This window comes from Streptomyces sp. NPDC046887, from assembly GCF_040644755.1.
GTDB classification, from domain to species: Bacteria; Actinomycetota; Actinomycetes; order Streptomycetales; family Streptomycetaceae; genus Streptomyces; species Streptomyces lichenis.
In genome coordinates, this window is record NZ_JBEYXH010000011.1 from 1 (window position 1) to 15,781 (window position 15,781).

The following is a 15,781-nucleotide window of genomic DNA, read 5'->3' on the forward strand; positions in this document are numbered from 1 at the left end:
GAGGCGGCGCGAGAGGGCTTCGGCGAGATACTGCCCGGCCCGACCGGACGGAGTGCGGGTGCCGTTCGCCCAGTGGGAGATGGCTGACTTGTTGGTCTGAAGCAGGTCACCGTTCTCGGCTGCGATTCGACGTACGTCCTTGGCCAGTGCCTCGTACGTGCACCCGGCAGCGTGAATCGTCTCGCTCAGCCGAGAACTGGGGTCAGTCGGCGTGGGCACGTGCCTCCGTTCCGGAGCTGTAAACCGCGTATACCGCTTGGCCTCGATCACACCGTACCCACTGTGCGTGACGGGCGGTTCACTTATCGACAGCTGCCCCACCTTCGGGAACGGGCAGCCTCAACTTCCGTACGCCCCAACGGGCTCGGGCATTCCTATGCCCATCCCTGGACGATCAGAGACGGAGACACCGGTGACCATCACCGACACCGCGACCATCACGGTCGAGCTGCCCGACGCCTTCGATCCGCGCTGGAGCCGCCTGCCCGGCATCCAGGTGGACGGCTCGCGCCTCACCATCGACCCGGCCGAGTACTTCTTCCGCTTCGAGTCCGACACCTGGCTCGTCGCCGACTGGGAGCTGGTCGAGTCCCAGCTCCTCGGCGTGGAGGAGACGACCGAGAGCGCGGTCGAGCAGCTCGCGCTCGACTTCATCAAGAACCACGGCGAGTCCACCTCAGACGCGGTCCGAGTCCTGGCCACCGCGTACGAGGTGTACGCCTTCCTCTTCCGTGACGAGCACCTGACCGGCCTCGGTCTGCCACGGATCACCGCCGACCACCTGCGGATGCTTCGCGAGGCCGCCACGCTGATGGCGCTCAACAAGGTCGAGCTGAACGGGCACATCTCCAATGTCGGCCCGTGCTGGTTCTTCCCCGCCGCCACTTCCGTCGTCTTCGACCTGGACGACAAGACAGGCGGGATGCTCGACGAGGTCTACCACGGTGGCTGGTTCAACGAGCACCGCCGGATCGAGTCCATCAAGGCCCATGCGGCTCTCGGCGGCCGCCTTGTCCACGGTTGCCAGTCGGTGCCGGACCAGTCCGGCGGTGTGGTCGCGCCCTATGGGGCCTCGATGGCCGCGTTCCGCGACGACCTCGCCGCCTTCAAGGCGGGCTGGATCGAGCAGATCTACGCCCACCGCGTGACTTCGGCCGAGTAGCCCCACCCCGGTACGGCTCCGGGGCGGGCTGACCTGTTCGCCTGCCCCGGGGCCTCAGCAGCCACTGGAGAGACCGCCATGGATCAGAGCATGATCGCCACCCTGCTGAACGACCTGTGCACCCTCGTGCGCAAGCCCCTTCCCGTGCGCGCGGAGGTCCGCGTCTGGAGCATGTCCGGCGTCGAGCGTGTCACCTTCTCCGACGGCACCACGGCCGTCTTCAAGTACGCCAAGGAGCCCTTCGACCGCGAGGCGCAGGCCCTTCGGATCGCCCACCAGCGCGGACTGCCGGTTCCCGCGCTCCATGCCACCGCCATGCGGGGCGCGTGGCTCGGGATGCTCATGGACGACCTCGGTTCACCGGTACGGGAGGCCGACGACCTCGACGGCGTCGCCGCTGCCGTGATGCTCCACGCCGCCCGCCCGGCCAGCGGCCTGCCTCTCCTCGACGGAGAGGGGTTGGCCACTCTGCCCGGCCGAGCCCTCGACCACCTTGACCGGTTGCGGCAGGCCGACCGGTGGACGACGGACTGCGAGGACATCCACGCCGCTCTGAGGGAGATCTCCGCAGCGGCCGAAATCCGCGCGAGGGGTGCGGCGCTCGACCCGTTCGGCTGGGTTCACTCCGAGTTCCACCCCACCAGCGTCCATGTCGGGGAGAACGGCTGGCATGTTCTTGACTTCGCTCGTGCCTTCACCGGTCCTGGGCTGATCGACCTCGCCTCGTACCACGGGACCATCGGCACGCCGAGCCCCGACCGGCTGCGGGTGTTCATCGAGCAGTACGTCGCCGCCGGGGGCCATGAGGACGCCCTTGCCGCCCGTGGAGGCATGGCGGCCGAGAGGTGGGCGCTGGGCTGGCACCGCGTGTGGGCCGTCGAGTGGTTCATGGAGCAGGCGGTTCGCTGGATCAACGACCCGGCCCAGGACCCCGCGTACATCTCGGTTGTCCGTCGCCACCTGAGCGATGCGGTCCGGCTGCTGGAGGTCTAGGGTGCCTGCCCAGGCATCCCCCTGGTACGTCCACGCCGCTCAGCGCCTTGCCGCCGCACCGGCCCATGCCCTTGTCCCTCCGCAGCGGATGGAGTGGAGCACTCACCGCGAGTGGGGCCCCGGTGCGGAGATGCTCGGCCGGGAACTGTGTGGCAAGCGGCTGCTGGAGCTCGGCTGCGGCTCCGGTCACAATGCCGCCCACCTGGCCCAGCACCATCAGGCCCGCGTCACCGGTGTCGATCTGGTGGGCCTGCAAGTGCGGAGGGCGCGAGCGCACTACGGCCACATCGACGGGGCGACCTTCGCCGTCGGTCATGCACTGCACCACCTTCGGGTCGGCGCTCAGCCCTTCGACGCGATCTACTCGGTCTTCGGTGCCGTCGGCCTCGTCGCCCCGGAGCTCCTGATACCCGCGATCTCCCGGCGCCTGGTAACCGGCGGCGTGCTGGCCTTCGCCGTTCCCCACCCGGCTCGGGCCGGAAGACATCCTTCACGGGACGACCGTCCCCGCGAGGACTACGTCACCATGCCCGACCGCAGCAGGTTGCCGCTCGCCCGCTGGGAGTTCGACCGCGATCGGTGGGCCGTCCACCTCTCCCGGGCCGGTCTGCGGATCTCTTCAGCCGTCGAGCTGCGGCACCCGCACCTCGACCCGTGGCCCACCACCTTGCTGGTCACCGCCCGCAAACCCTGACCGACGGAGGCGCGATGTCCTTCTCGTCCCTGCCCTACCTGCTGCTCGACATCGACGGGGTGCTCATACCGTTCCCGGCGGCCGACGGAAGCACTCCGTCCACGCATGTCCGCCATGCTGTCCATCCGATGGGCCGCGCCCCCGACGACCCGGTTTCCATCTGGCTCGACCCCGCCCACGGGCCCATGCTCACCCATTTCCTGTCCGGTGGTCTCGTCGCCCCTGCTTGGTGCACCAGTTGGCGACGAGATGCCGTCACCGTCGTCGGGCCACTCCTCGGGCTGCCGACGTTCCCCCATCTGGAACTTCCCCGCCCGCACATCACCACCAGTCATCCCAACGGCTACCTGTGGAAGCGCGACTACGTCGAGTCGTGGCTCGGAGAGTCGGCGGTCGTCTGGGTCGATGACGACTTCACCGGTCTCGACCTCGAATGGGCCGCCGAACGAACCGCCCGTGGCCATCCCACACTCCTCGTGCAGCCAGACCCCTACGTCGGGCTTCAAGAAGGCCATCTCGCGGAGATCCGGGAGTGGGCCGCCCTCGGTGGGGCGATCAGCGAGCCGCCACTCATCGTCAACCAGAGAGAACGTCTAGGGAGGAAGTCATGAAGGACGGCAAGGTGTGGGTTGGAGACGAGGTGTATGACGAGGCCACTGGGAGTGCGGCCATGGTGACCGACGTACGAGAGCGGAGGCGCGAGCGGGTGTACGTCCTTCGGCCGCTGTTCGGGCCGATGGTGACCTGGTCCACCACGGATGCGGAACGGCTGGCGCTGGTGCGGTCGAGGGAGGACATGGCGCCCGGGTGGCCGGATTGGCGGTGACTCGGGGGCTGCTGGTGCGTCATCCTGGTATGGACCTGACAAGACGGGTGCTGGGAGAGGTGTGGGTGGGATGCGGGGAGCGACGGTGGCGCCGGGGACTGTGACGCCGTTACCGGTGGGTGGGGAGATGCCGATGCATCGGCTGGAGGTGCCGATGCCGAATGTGCTGCCGTTCAAGATCGGGACGTTTCAGGGGTACGGGCCGGAGGCGTACGCGAACTTTCCGCATCGGCATACGTTCTGGGAGATCGTGCATGTCACGGCCGGGAGCGGGACGCATGTGGTGGAGCTGGAGCGGCATCCGCTGGAGCCCCCGCATCTGGGGGTGGTGGCGCCGGGCCAGGTGCACCACTGGGAGGGGGTGAGCGGGTTGGAGGGGACGGTCATCCTGTTCACGGAGCATTTCCTGGTCGAACATGGGGATGACCGGGAGGTGTTGGGGCGGTTGGCGGCGGAGCGGCCGTGGTTGGCGTTGGACGGGGCGGCGGAGGTGTGGGCGGCTCGGCTGGTGGGGGAGTTGCAGGAGGAGTTCCGGCGGGGCGCGGAGGGGTTCGCGACGGTGCTGCGGGCGCTGCTCCATATTTTGGTGGTGCGGGCGGCGAGACTGGCCGGTCCCTTCGTGCCGGAAGGGGGCTCGGGGGCCCGGTCGGTGGGGGTCGCGACGGGGTTCGGGCGGTTGCTCGCGGGAGGTGATCCGGCGGGGTGGTCGGTGGCGGGTTGCGCGGACGCGCTGGGGGTGAGCGCCGGGTATCTGGCCGAGGCGGTGAAGGCGGCCACCGGGCGGACGCCGGGGGAGCTGATCCGGGAGGCCCGGGTGGGGGAGGCGAAGCGGCTGCTGGCGTGTACAGACCTGACGGTGCGGCAGGTGGCGTCGCGGACGGGGATGAGCGACCCGGCGTACTTCTGCCGGTTCTTCCGGCGGGAGACGGGGGTCAGTCCGGGGGATTTCCGGCGGGGGGTGGATGTCGGCGGTCTGCGTGAGGGGGTGTGAGAGGGGGGTGAGGGCCGGGGGATTCACCATGAAGGGCGGAGTGAGTCCATCGCCCGCACGGGGGTGCGCGCCTAGGTTCGTCAGCGATCCCGACGCCCCCTGAACAAGGAGCAGGCATGGATGGCGAGATGGACCCCAGGGACCCCAGGGCCCCCATGGACCCGACCCCGAACGCGAGCGCGCGGCCCAGCCGGAAGGCGGTGCTGCGGGCGGCGGTGGCCGCCTCGGTGGCGGCGCCGGTGCTGCTGATGGGGGTTCCGGCGCTGGCGCGGACCGCCCGGAGCAGCGGGGTGGAGCCGGAGCTGACGCCGGAGTGCGACGACGGGGACGACCCGACGCCGCCGCAGACGGAGGGGCCGTACTTCAAGCCGAACTCCCCGCTGCGGACCTCGCTGGTGGAGCCGGGCACGGTCGGCACCCGGCTGACCGTGAGCGGGTATGTGTTCGGGCGGGCCTGCCTGCCGCTGGGCGGCGTACTGCTGGACTTCTGGCAGGCGGACAACAACGGGGCGTACGACAACACCGGTTTCCGGTTCCGGGGGCACCAGTTCACGGATGGGGGAGGGAAGTTCACGCTGAGCACGATCGTGCCGGGGCTCTATCCGGGGCGGACCCGGCACATCCATGTGAAGTTGCAGGCGCCGGGCCGCCCGGTGTTGACCACGCAGCTGTACTTCCCGGGCGAGCCGCGCAACAACACCGACCCGATCTTCGACGCGCGGCTGCTGATGGCGGTCCGGGACGTGGGAGGCGGGGGCGGGAAGGAGGCGTCGTTCGACTTCGTACTGGATGTGCCGCAGACGCCCGGCCCGGGGCCCGATCCGACCCCCACCCCGACGCCGACCGCCAAGGCGTGGGCGGTGGGGACGGCGTACCGGGCCGGTGACCGGGTCACCTACGGCGGGCGGACGTACGCCTGCCTGATCAGCCATACGGCGATACGGGGTTGGGAGCCGTCGACCACTCCGGCGCTGTGGCGGGCAGTGTGACCCAAGAGAAAAGGGGGGGCGCTCCGGGATCGGTGGATGATCCCGGGGCGCCCCCTTCGGCCTGCTCAGTGGGAAGGGGAGATGCGGCCGGTGACCTCACCGAGGGCGACCTTGGTCCCGTCCGGGCCGGGGGCCCAGGCGGTGAGGGTGACCTCGTCGCCGTCTTCGAGGAAGGCGCGCTTGCCGGTGGTGAGTTCGATGGGCTCCTGGCCGTTCCAGGTCAGTTCGAGCAGCGAGCCGCGCTGGTGGGTCTCGGGGCCGCTGACCGTGCCGGAGCCGAAGAGGTCGCCGGTACGCAAGGAGGCGCCGTTGACGGTCATATGGGCGAGCTGCTGGGCCGCCGTCCAGTACATGGAGGAGAAGGGCGGCTCGGCCACGGTCTCGCCGTTGATGGCGACGGTGATGTGGAGGTCGAAGCCGCCGGGCTCCTCCTCGGCGGAGTCGTCCAGGTAGGGGAGGAGCGGGAAGTCCCGGGCGGGCGGGGCGGTGCGGGCGGCGTCCAGGGCCTCCAGCGGGGTCACCCAGGCCGACACCGAGGTGGCGAAGGACTTGCCGAGGAACGGGCCCAGCGGCACGTACTCCCAGGCCTGGATGTCCCGGGCCGACCAGTCGTTGAGGAGGAAGAGGCCGAAGACGTGCTCGCGGAAGTCGGCGAGGGGGACGGGGGCCCCGAGGGCGGAGGGGGTGCCGACCAGGAAGCCGACCTCCGCCTCGATGTCCAGCTTGATGGACGGCCCGAAGACGGGGGTGGGCTCGGCGGGGGGCTTGCGCTGGCCGGAGGGGCGGGCGACCTCGGTGCCGGAGATCACGACGGTGCCGGAGCGGCCGTGGTAACCGATCGGCAGATGCTTCCAGTTGGGGGTGAGCGGCTCGCCGTCCGGGCGGAAGATGCGGCCCACGTTGGTGGCGTGGTGCTCGGAGGCGTAGAAGTCGACGTAGTCCGCGACCTCGTAGGGGAGGTGCAGGGTGACCTCGGCGAGCGGGTGGAGCAGGGGCTCTATGTCGGGGCGGTGGGCGGGGACGGTCACCCAGGCGGTGAGCGCCCGGCGGACATCGCGCCAGGCGGTGCGGCCGGCGGCGAGCAGCGGGTTGAGGCTGGGCTGGGCGAGCAGCGCGGCGTACGGGGAGCCGAGCGCGTGCGCGGCTGCGCCCGCGTCCAGGACGTGGTCGCCGATGCGGACGCCGAGCCGCCGGCGCTCGGGCTCGGAAGCGGTGGAGAACACTCCGTAGGGGAGGTTGTGCGGGCCGAAGGGGTCGCTCTCGGCCAGGTCGAGCGGGCTCTGCTCGGGCATCGGTGCTTGCCTCGCTTTCCACGGGTCGTGGGGGACACGTTACGACGGCGGAGTGGCGATCCAGCGGCGGTGCGGGGGAGGAGTTCGTCCGGTGTGCGGATTGGGATGTCCGATATTCGGAGACTGCTGTCGGTGTGGGGGGTCTGGGATGGCCGGGGACGGCCGCCCCGGCGGCCCGGGGCGGCCGTCGGCGAGTGAGCCGAGGTGGCTCAGCCCGCCGTGCGCGGGATGCGCTTCTCCCAGGTGCGGTGGAACAGCACCTCGGTGCCCTCGGCGCAGATCACCTCGTCGGCGGTGATGAAGTGGGTGGCGTCGCAGGAGATCTCCGAGCGGGTGTCCACGGTGACGTCCCAGCCGAGCTCCGGGCGGTGGAGGCGGATCTTCCAGTCGGAGCGGGTATGGGCGGTCAGCGGGTCGTTCTCCTGGATGGTGTACGTCTCCAGGGCGTCCTCGGTGAATTCGAGACCGTCCGGGTAGACCCGCGTCCCGCCGTAGCGCGGGTCCACCTCCAGCCGCCACTCGCCCTTGGCCACATCCCGGACGACCAGCCGCTCGGGCCGCTGCTCGTCCAGGGTGACCGGGTAGCTGACGCCCAGTGGCTCGGCCTGCTCGGGGGCGGGGAAGGTGATCCGGCGGGCGGCGGACGCGGTGGCGTCGTCGTCGGCGGCGGTACGGGCGCGGACCGGTAGTTCCAGGCTGCTGCCGACCGGGTCCAGGGTGAAGCCGGCCGCGTCCGGCTGGGGCCAGATCCACGGCCAGTACGCGGAGGAGACCGCGAGCCGCACCCGGTGGCCGGGCGGGAAGGTGTGGCCGATGCCGTTCAGCGCGAAGGCGAAGGTGTCGTTGACGCCGGGCTCGCAAGGCACGACCTGGTCGCGGCCCCGGCGGGCGGAGAAGTTCAGCACGCCCCGGGTGACCAGGGTGGAGGAGCCGTCCGGCGCCACATCGCAGAGCCGGGCGATGACCTGCCCGCGCGGGGCGTCCGGGCGGAGGTTGAGGCTGACCGCCGCCCGGCCCAGGACCTCGATCGGCTCGCCGTCCTCGGGGACCGGGAAGTCGAAGCAGGCCGAGTGGGCGTCCTCGTCGCGCTGGTCGGGCGGCAGGTCGGCCTCGTTGCCGAACGGGAAGAAGCGGCCCGCGTCCAGCCCGGTGCGCTGCGGGGAGCGGACGAGCACCGGCTCGCCCTGGAGGGCGTAGGCGAGTGGGGTGACGTTCGGCGAGGGCCAGGCGTCGTCACCGACCCAGCGGCCGGGCAGCTCGCGGTAGACGGTGGCCGGGGGGTGGGACTCGCTGATGTACGAGCGGAGCAGCGGCTCGGCCATGATCCCGGTGTCCTCGCCCTTGAGGTGGTGGTCCCACCAGCGCAGGGTCTCCTGGAGGAAGCCGATCGCCGGGCCGGGCGGCAGCCCCCGGTCGGGGTACTGGTGCGACCAGGGGCCGATGATCCCGCGTACCCGGTCATGGGGCAGGTGTTCGACCAGGCGGAGGACGGTGTCCCGGTACGGGTCGTGCCAGCCGCCGACGGCGAGCACGGCCGCGTCGATCGCCTCGTAGTCCTCGCAGACGCTGCCGTGCTTCCAGTAGTCGTCCCGGGTCTGGTGGGTCAGCCAGGTGTGGATGAACGGCTCGACCGCCTCCAGCCGGGTCAGCCACTGCTCGCGCCAGCCCTCGCCCGCGTACACCGGGTCCGGCGGCCGGGAGGTGAAGGCCAGCATGGTGGCCGCCCAGGCGTGCATGTCCACGGCGAGCACGGAGCCGCCCATGTAGTGGACGTCGTTGTCGTAGCGGTCGTCGGCGGAGCAGACGGTGATGACCGCCTTGAGCGGTTCGGGGCGCAGGGCGGCGATCTGGAGGCTGTTGAAGCCGCCCCAGGAGATGCCGAACATCCCGACCCGCCCGTCGCACCAGGGCTGCGCGGCCAGCCACTCGATGACGGCCACCCCGTCGGCCAGCTCGGTGGCGTCGTACTCGTCGCCGGGCAGCCCCTCGCTGTTGCCGTGCCCGCGCACATCCACCCGTACCGAGGCGTAGCCGTGGCCCGCGTACCAGGGGTGGCGCTGCCAGTCGCGGGGCGCGGTCCAGTCGCTGAGGCGGTAGGGGAGGTATTCGAGGAGGGCGGGGACCGGCTCGTCGGTGAGCGGGCGCCAGACCCGGGCGAAGAGCCGTTGGCCGTCCGCGAGCGGGATGCGGACGTCCTCGTGGGTGGTCTCGTAGGGGAAGGAGTCGGCGGGGCGGATGTGCATGGGGTACCTCGGGACCGTGGGGGGAGGCGGGGGCGGGCTTCAGTGGACGGGGTGCATGGTGCGGCGGAGCCAGGGCGCGGCGGCCATCACGGCGAGGCCGGCGGCGACCGCGATCGCCCCGTTGATGCCGAAGTAGACGGGCTGGGAGAGCACCCCGTAGAGCTTCACGATCTGCGCCTGGATGCCGTTGGCGAGGGCGAGGGAGAGGAACCACAGCGCCATGGTCTGGCTGGAGAACGCGGCCGGGGCGAGCTTGGTGGTGGCGGACATCCCCGAGGTCTCCACCAGGATGTCGCCGAGGCCGAGCAGCAGATACGAGCCGACGATCCACCAGGCGGCCATCCGGTAGGTGTCGTCGGCGTGCCCGGAGGTCGGCAGGACCATCAGCAGGAAGGAGAGCCCGCCGAGGACCACCCCGAGGGCGATCTTCTGGGAGGCGTGCGGTTGGCGGTGGCCCATCCGGGCCCAGACGGCGGCGACCACGGGCGCCAGCGCCACCTCGAAGGCGCCGAGCGCGGAGGCGTACCAACTGGCCGGGAAGTCGAAGCCGAGGATGGTGGTCTCGGCGTTGGTGGAGGCCAGCAGCATCATCGTGGAGTACGCCTGGAACAGGATGAAGTTGAAGACCACCGAGGCCAGGAAGAGGACCACATACGGGCGCAGCCGGCCGCGTTCGGCGGCGCTGACCCGGGGGCTCTTGAACATCACCGCGAAGTAGACGACCGGGGCGATCACCGAGATCAGGGTGAGCGCGTCCACGAAGCGGTCCATGGTCAGCCAGCCGGTCCCGGCCAGCAGCCCGGCGAGCGCGGCCAGGGCGAGGAGGCCGACGGTGATCAGCAGCACCGCGCGGCGCATGGCGTCGGGGGCCAGGGCGTACTCGGCGGAGTGCTTGCTCCCGGCCAGATGGCGGCGGCCCGCCACGTACTGGATCAGCCCCAGCGTCATCCCGAAGGCGGCGGCCGAGAAGCCCCAGTGCCAGCCCTCGTTCTCGCCCAGCCAGCCGGTGATCAGCGGGCCGAGGAAGGCGCCGATGTTGATGCCCATGTAGTAGAGGGCGAAGCCGGCGTCCCGGCGGTCGTCGTCGGTGCGGTAGAGCTTGCCGACCATGGTGGCGACGTTCGGCTTGAGCAGCCCGGTGCCGGCGCTGATCAGCCCGAGCCCGGTCCAGGTCATCCCGGCGGTCGGCACCGCCATGGCGTAGTGCCCGCAGGCGATCAGGATCCCGCCCCAGAGCACCGCCCGGTACGAGCCGAGGATCCGGTCGGCCAGCCAGCCGCCGGCCACGCTGACCAGGTAGACCAGGGTGCCGTAGGCGGCCGAGACCGAGGCGGCGGTGGCCGGGTCCATACCGAGGCCGTCGTTCGTGACGCTGTCGGCGAAGTACAGGACGAGGATCGCCTGCATCCCGAGGAAGGAGAACCGCTCCCAGACCTCCAGGCCGGAGAGGGTGAGCAGTCCGCGCGGCTGGCCGAGGAAGGCGTGGTCGTCCCCCGGGGGCGGTCCGTCCGGCGGCGGAGAGCCGCTCCCACGGCTGCCGCCACTGCTGTGGTCGCCGTGGCCGTCGTCGTCGCCGGTCGCGTCGGGTTCCGTTTCGGTGCCGGACAAAAGCCTTACTCCCGGTTGTATGGGTGCGGGATGATCGTATGCCCTGAATACAGACCGTATAGCGTGAAACCGAACCGGACCGGCCGTACGGGTTCGGCCGCCGGCCGTATCCGGGCCGGGGGCGCGGGGGCGGTGCCCCGGGGGTGTACGGGAGCGGAGCCGTACTCGGCGGTAGGCCTGGCCCCGGTGGTGGCTTCGGCGCTGCTCCCGTGGTGCTTCGGCGGTACTCCGGCGGTGCTCCGATGTGGGGAAGGCGCCCACGGTGATCCAAACGCGACCGGATACGCTGACGGGAGTGAATCCAGCGACACATCGACAATCCGTGTGATCGTCAGCAGACAGGAGATCTCCTCGTGACCGCAGTCGGGCCGTTCGGGCTGAGCGTGCGGGACCAGGCTCTTGAGGCCGATGTCCAGACCGGATTGGCAGCCGTCGAGGCCGGGCTCCTCGACGCCACCAAGAGCGACGTGCCGTTCATCACCGAAGCGGCCCAGCACCTGGTGCGCGCCGGGGGCAAGCGGTTCCGCCCGCTCCTGGTGATGCTCGCCGCGCAGTTCGGCGACCCGCACGCCCCGGGTGTGGTGCCTTCGGCGGTCGTGGTCGAGCTCACCCATCTGGCGACGCTGTACCACGACGACGTCATGGACGAGGCCGAGGTGCGCCGCGGGGTGGAGTCCGCCAACCAGCGCTACGGCAACTCGCTGGCCGTGCTGACCGGCGACTTCCTCTTCGCCCGCGCCTCGCACGTGCTGGCCGACCTGGGCCCGGAGGCCGTCCGGATCCAGGCCGAGGCGTTCGAGCGGCTGGTCACCGGGCAGATCCTGGAGACCGTCGGCCCGCGCGACGACCGCGACCCGGTCGAGCACTACCTCGATGTGCTGGGCGGCAAGACCGGCTCGCTGGTCGCCGTCTCCTGCCGCTTCGGCGCGCTGACCGCGGGCGCCGACGAGCGGGTGATGGACATCCTCACCCAGTACGGTGAGCGGCTCGGTGTCGCCTTCCAGCTCGCCGACGACGTACTGGACATCGCCTCCGACTCGCACGAGTCCGGCAAGACGCCGGGCACCGATCTGCGCGAGGGCATCCCGACCCTGCCCGTACTGCGGCTGCGGGCCCGCGCCGCCGCCGAGGGCCGACCGGACGACGCCGAGCTGGTCGCCCTCCTCGACGGGGACCTCTCGGACGACGAGCGGCTCGCCGAGGTGCTGCGCCGGCTGCGCGACCACCCCGCGCTGGAGCAGGCCCGCCGGGACACCGTGCGCTACGCCCAGGAGGCCCGCGCCATCCTGGCCCCGCTGCCGGAGTGCATCGCCCGGACGGCGCTGGAGGAGCTGTGCGACCTGGTGGTGCACCGGGCCGGGTGACGGCATCTCGCCCCTCGTGCGAGGGCCGACCCTGGAGCGTCTCAGGGTCCGTCATCCTCCAGGGGTAGACGGGTTGGGTCCGGGGGCTGACGACTGGCGGCTTCCGGTGCGGTCATATGGAGAGCAGAAGGCTCGCTGACCCACGGAGGTAGGCACAGATGGCACCGAACGACAGCGGCGGTCCGCGCAAGGCGACCCGTTACGCGGTTCCGGTCGCGGTGGCGGGGGTGGCGGCGGCGACGATCGGGCTGGTCCCGGCGCTCGCGGCCTCCGGAGACTCGGACCTCCCCGACATCACCGCCCAGCAACTGGTGGAGCGGATCGCCTCGGCGGACGCCGACACCGTCTCCGGCACCGTGAAGGTGACGACCGACCTCGGGCTGCCCTCGCTGGGCGGGCTCGGGGACCTGGGCTCCCTGGCCGGCGGCGGCGCGGAGGGCAAGGAGGCCGGTGACGCGGCCTCCGCCAAGCTGATGGAGCTCACCTCCGGCACCCACACCCTGCGGATCGCGGCCGACGGGCCCGAGCGCCAGCGGCTGACCTTCGTGGACGGCGCGGAGTACAGCCTGATCCGCAACGGGGACGACGTCTGGGCGTACGACGGCTCCACCAAGGAGGCCCTGCACTCCACGGAGACGCAGCCGGCCGGGGAGAAGGGCGGGAAGGGCGAGAAGGACGCCGAGCGCGGCGCGGCCCCCGACCTCAGCCCCAAGCAGCTGGCCGAGCAGGCGCTCAAGGCGGTGGACCCCACCACCCGGGTGTCGGTGGACGGTACGGCCAAGATCGCCGGCCGGGACGCCTACCAGCTCGTCATCCAGCCGAAGCAGAGCGGTTCCACGATCGGCTCCATCAAGATCGCGGTGGACGCCGAGAAGGGCGTCCCGCTCAAGTTCACGCTCACCCCCAAGTCCGGCGGCAAGCCGGTGGTGGACGCGGGCTTCACCAAGGTCGGCTTCGACCGGCCGGCCGCCTCGGAGTTCGCCGTGCCCCAGGGCGCCAAGGTGACCGAGGCGCCGAAGGACTCCAAGGCCCCGAAGGGCGGCGAGAAGGACTTCAAGGGCCCGGAGGGGCTGCCGGGGCTGGCCGGCGGCGAGGCGTTCGGCGACGGCGTGAACGTGATCGGCGAGGGCTGGACCGCGATCGCCGAGCTGTCCGGTGGCCCGTCCGCCGCCGAGGCGCCCAAGGGGGCCGAGAAGGGCGGCCGCCCGGGCGCCGAGGACGAGGTCCCGGCCGAGGTCGGGCAGTTCCTGGACTCGCTCGGGGACAAGGTGACCGGGAAGTTCGGCTCGGGCACGGTCTTCGAGACCCGCCTGGTCAACGCCCTGATGACGGACGACGGCAAGGTCTACGTCGGGGCCGTCACCAAGGACGCCCTGGTCGCCGCCGCCGACGGCCGGAAGTAATTACTCCGGCTGAGCCTGAGGAGACATACTCCTGCCGGGGGCGCGGTGTGAGTGTCACGCGCCCCCGGCAGTGGTCTGTCCGTCGCCTGCGACCGGCCCGGGTGGGTCAGAAGGTCAGCCGGAAGGCGTTGATGTAGCCGGTGTCCTGCGCGGCGATGTCCTGCACCTTCAGCTTCCAGGCCCCGTTGGCCGCCTCGCTGGAGGCGTTGACGGTGTAGGTGGTCTGGACGTTGTCGGCCGAGTCCGAGCTGCTGGAGTTCTTCAGCCGGTACGCCGTGCCGTCCGGCGCGACCAGGTCGATCACCAGGTCCCCGCGGTAGGTGTGCACGATGTCCACGCCGACCTGGAGGGCGGCCGGGGCGTTGCCGGTGCGGCCGGAGACGTTGACCGTCGAGGTGACGGCCGCGCCGTTGTCCGGGATGGACACATCGGCGGTGTTCTCGTAGGTGTCACCGCCGGGGGGCTGGGTCGAGCCCGCCGACAGCGTCCAGATCGCGTGGGCGGCCGCGTCGCTGTTGCGGTCCAGCGCGGTGTCGCTGATGTTCGCCGTGGAGTCGCAGGACGAGTGGTAGCAGCGGTCGAAGGCCTGCCCGGAGGTGCCGCCCCACTTCTGCGCCTGGGCCGCCGTCTTCGTACGGCTGGCGCCGGTGAACAGACCGCCGACCGGGATGCCCACGTTCTTGAACGCGGCGTGGTCGGAGCGGCCGTCGCCCTCCGTCTCGATCTCGGTGGGCACCCCGAGGCCGGCGAAGTAGTCCTTGAACGTCTTCTCGATGGTCGGGTCGTCGTCGTAGACGAAGTAGCCGGGGTTCGGCGAGCCGATCATGTCGAAGTTCAGATAGCCGGAGATCTTGGACCGCTCGGCCGTCGGCAGGTTGCTGACGTAGTACTTGGAGCCGATGAGGCCCAGCTCCTCGGCGCCCCACCAGGCGAAGCGCAGGTGCTTGGTCGGCTTGTACTGGGCGCGGGAGACGGCGAGCGCGGTCTCCAGGATGCCGGCCGAGCCGGAGCCGTTGTCGTTGATCCCGGCGCCCGAGGTCACCGAGTCCAGATGGGCCCCGGCGAACACGATCTGGTTCGGGTCGCCGCCGGGCCAGTCGGCGATCAGGTTGTAGCCGGTGGCACCGCTGCTGGTGAACTGCTGGATGCTGGTGGTGAACCCGGCCGCGTCCAGCTTGCCCTTGACGTAGTCGATGGACGCCTTGTAGCCGGGGCGGCCGTGGGCGCGGTTGCCGCCGTTGTTGGCGGCGATGGTGGAGAGCTGGTTGAGGTGCGCCTTGACGTTGGCCAGCGGGATGTCGGGCGCGGCGGCCGCGGCGGTGGCGGAGCTCGGCAGGGCCGGGGCCGCTTCGGCGGCGGGGGCGACCGCGGTGGCCAGCAGGCCGGCGGCGGCGAGAGCGGCGACCGCGGCGGCGGTGGTCCCGCGTCTGCGGCCGGCGGATATCGCGGATATGGAACGGTCGGAGAGGTTCATGTGGGGGCTCCGGGATTCCGTACGGGGGATGGGAACGGAACGTGCGAGCGCCCCGCGTCTCGTCGACACGGGGCGTTGGAGCGGCTGGTGCGGTGTGCGTGCTGAATGGTGAGCGAGAGCGTGAACAAGCGTCAAGGGCGGGTTCCGGACACGGGTGTTCGGGGATCGAACGCCTGGCTACGGGTACGGGGGCCCGCAGGCGGTGTCTTCCGCCGCTCGGGCCCCGGCCGCCACCCGTTCACCGCCGGGCCACTTCCGGCTCACCGTCCCCCGGCGGCCCTCACTGCACGCAGAATTCGTTGCCCTCAGGGTCGGACATCACCGTCCACTCCCCTCCCGCGGCGCTGACCTGGCGAATCACCCGGGCACCCAGCCTCTCCAGCCGGGCGGTCTCGACCGCGCGCTCGCCGGGCGCGGCATGGACGTCGATGTGCAGACGGTTCTTCACGGTCTTCGGCTCGGGGACCCGCTGGAAGAGCAGCCGTCGGCCCATTCCCATCCCGGTCGGCTCGTCCACCGGGTCATCCGGATGCCGGACGGCGATCAGATCACGCCACGCACGGCGGCCGTCCACCACGACGGTCGCCGACTCCGGGGCCTGCCCGGCGCTCAGCACCCGTTCCACCAGGGCGCTGTTGTCCTCCACCCGGTAGCCCAGGGCCTCGGCCCAGAAGGCGGCCTGGGCGTGCGGGTCGGCGGCGTCGATGACGAGTTTCCAGTGCAGTGCGGTCATGGATCATTA

At 71.2% G+C, this 15,781-nt stretch carries 14 protein-coding genes and 1 pseudogene; 9 read left to right on the plus strand and 6 right to left on the minus strand.

Annotated features, from left to right (window positions below):
• Positions 1-219, minus strand: a pseudogene (locus ABZ945_RS13220) (tetratricopeptide repeat protein); the annotation flags it as partial.
• A gap of 193 nt (positions 220-412) precedes the next feature.
• On the opposite strand from ABZ945_RS13220, the gene ABZ945_RS13225 reads away from it, so the two are divergent.
• The 7 genes from ABZ945_RS13225 to ABZ945_RS13255 all read left to right on the plus strand — a co-directional run bounded on the left by ABZ945_RS13225 (position 413) and on the right by ABZ945_RS13255 (position 5,655).
• The gene (locus tag ABZ945_RS13225) at positions 413-1,162 is read left to right on the plus strand and encodes a hypothetical protein (RefSeq protein WP_361267775.1); all 750 of its coding nucleotides are present in this window, start codon (positions 413-415) and stop codon (positions 1,160-1,162) included.
• A gap of 78 nt (positions 1,163-1,240) precedes the next feature.
• Positions 1,241-2,155 (plus strand): phosphotransferase, encoded by a 915-nt coding sequence (locus ABZ945_RS13230; protein ID WP_361267777.1) that lies wholly within the window; start codon positions 1,241-1,243, stop codon positions 2,153-2,155.
• A gap of 1 nt (position 2,156) precedes the next feature.
• Positions 2,157-2,849, plus strand: coding sequence for a class I SAM-dependent methyltransferase (locus ABZ945_RS13235; protein WP_361267779.1), 693 nt, complete (start codon positions 2,157-2,159; stop codon positions 2,847-2,849).
• A 14-nt stretch (positions 2,850-2,863) separates the two neighbouring features.
• The gene (locus ABZ945_RS13240; RefSeq protein ID WP_361267781.1) at positions 2,864-3,460 is read left to right on the plus strand and encodes an HAD domain-containing protein; all 597 of its coding nucleotides are present in this window, start codon (positions 2,864-2,866) and stop codon (positions 3,458-3,460) included.
• Entirely contained in the window at positions 3,457-3,675 is a 219-nt protein-coding gene (locus ABZ945_RS13245) for a hypothetical protein (RefSeq protein WP_361267783.1), read from the plus strand. Before ABZ945_RS13240 ends, ABZ945_RS13245 begins: the two co-directional genes overlap by 4 nt.
• 133 nt (positions 3,676-3,808) lie before the next feature.
• Positions 3,809-4,666, plus strand: a complete 858-nt coding sequence (locus ABZ945_RS13250) for an AraC family transcriptional regulator (RefSeq protein WP_361267785.1) — start codon at positions 3,809-3,811, stop codon at positions 4,664-4,666.
• 128 nt (positions 4,667-4,794) lie between these two features.
• Complete coding sequence (locus tag ABZ945_RS13255) at positions 4,795-5,655, plus strand: carbohydrate-binding protein (RefSeq protein WP_361268130.1); 861 nt, start codon at positions 4,795-4,797, stop codon at positions 5,653-5,655.
• A 65-nt stretch (positions 5,656-5,720) separates the two neighbouring features.
• On the opposite strand, the gene fahA is transcribed toward ABZ945_RS13255, so the two are convergent.
• From fahA to ABZ945_RS13270, 3 genes are all read right to left on the minus strand, one after another.
• Positions 5,721-6,947, minus strand: a complete 1,227-nt coding sequence (gene fahA / locus ABZ945_RS13260) for a fumarylacetoacetase (protein WP_361267787.1) — start codon at positions 6,945-6,947, stop codon at positions 5,721-5,723.
• Between the two features lie 209 nt (positions 6,948-7,156).
• Positions 7,157-9,190 carry a CocE/NonD family hydrolase gene (locus ABZ945_RS13265; protein ID WP_361267789.1) on the minus strand — a complete coding sequence of 678 codons (2,034 nt, stop codon included), beginning with the start codon at positions 9,188-9,190 and terminating at the stop codon, positions 7,157-7,159.
• Positions 9,191-9,229: 39 nt separating this feature from the next.
• Positions 9,230-10,798 carry a peptide MFS transporter gene (locus ABZ945_RS13270; protein WP_361267791.1) on the minus strand — a complete coding sequence of 523 codons (1,569 nt, stop codon included), beginning with the start codon at positions 10,796-10,798 and terminating at the stop codon, positions 9,230-9,232.
• A gap of 353 nt (positions 10,799-11,151) precedes the next feature.
• Between ABZ945_RS13270 and ABZ945_RS13275 the strand changes: the two genes are divergently transcribed.
• Complete coding sequence (locus ABZ945_RS13275; RefSeq protein WP_361267793.1) at positions 11,152-12,162, plus strand: polyprenyl synthetase family protein; 1,011 nt, start codon at positions 11,152-11,154, stop codon at positions 12,160-12,162.
• A 158-nt stretch (positions 12,163-12,320) separates the two neighbouring features.
• A complete protein-coding gene (locus ABZ945_RS13280; RefSeq protein WP_361267795.1) occupies positions 12,321-13,565 on the plus strand; it encodes a sigma-E factor regulatory protein RseB domain-containing protein in 1,245 nt (414 codons plus the stop codon).
• Positions 13,566-13,671: 106 nt separating this feature from the next.
• Here ABZ945_RS13280 and ABZ945_RS13285 read toward each other — a convergent pair whose 3' ends face one another.
• Both ABZ945_RS13285 and ABZ945_RS13290 read right to left on the minus strand, forming a co-directional pair.
• Complete coding sequence (locus ABZ945_RS13285) at positions 13,672-15,039, minus strand: M28 family metallopeptidase (RefSeq protein ID WP_361267797.1); 1,368 nt, start codon at positions 15,037-15,039, stop codon at positions 13,672-13,674.
• Positions 15,040-15,319: 280 nt separating this feature from the next.
• Positions 15,320-15,772 (minus strand): VOC family protein, encoded by a 453-nt coding sequence (locus tag ABZ945_RS13290; protein ID WP_361267799.1) that lies wholly within the window; start codon positions 15,770-15,772, stop codon positions 15,320-15,322.
• Positions 15,773-15,781 lie beyond the last annotated feature (9 nt).

What these genes read in the sequence shown, in the direction of transcription:
- ABZ945_RS13230 (WP_361267777.1), top strand. Translation starts at nt 1,241, where the DNA reads ATGGATCAGAGCATGATCGCCACCCTGCTGAACGACCTGTGCACCCTC.
- ABZ945_RS13240 (WP_361267781.1), top strand. Translation starts at nt 2,864, where the DNA reads ATGTCCTTCTCGTCCCTGCCCTACCTGCTGCTCGACATCGACGGGGTG.
- ABZ945_RS13245 (WP_361267783.1), top strand. Translation starts at nt 3,457, where the DNA reads ATGAAGGACGGCAAGGTGTGGGTTGGAGACGAGGTGTATGACGAGGCC.
- ABZ945_RS13250 (WP_361267785.1), top strand. Translation starts at nt 3,809, where the DNA reads ATGCATCGGCTGGAGGTGCCGATGCCGAATGTGCTGCCGTTCAAGATC.
- ABZ945_RS13255 (WP_361268130.1), top strand. Translation starts at nt 4,795, where the DNA reads ATGGACCCCAGGGACCCCAGGGCCCCCATGGACCCGACCCCGAACGCG.
- fahA (WP_361267787.1), bottom strand. Translation starts at nt 6,947, where the DNA reads ATGCCCGAGCAGAGCCCGCTCGACCTGGCCGAGAGCGACCCCTTCGGC.
- ABZ945_RS13265 (WP_361267789.1), bottom strand. Translation starts at nt 9,190, where the DNA reads ATGCACATCCGCCCCGCCGACTCCTTCCCCTACGAGACCACCCACGAG.
- ABZ945_RS13280 (WP_361267795.1), top strand. Translation starts at nt 12,321, where the DNA reads ATGGCACCGAACGACAGCGGCGGTCCGCGCAAGGCGACCCGTTACGCG.
- ABZ945_RS13285 (WP_361267797.1), bottom strand. Translation starts at nt 15,039, where the DNA reads ATGAACCTCTCCGACCGTTCCATATCCGCGATATCCGCCGGCCGCAGA.
- ABZ945_RS13290 (WP_361267799.1), bottom strand. Translation starts at nt 15,772, where the DNA reads ATGACCGCACTGCACTGGAAACTCGTCATCGACGCCGCCGACCCGCAC.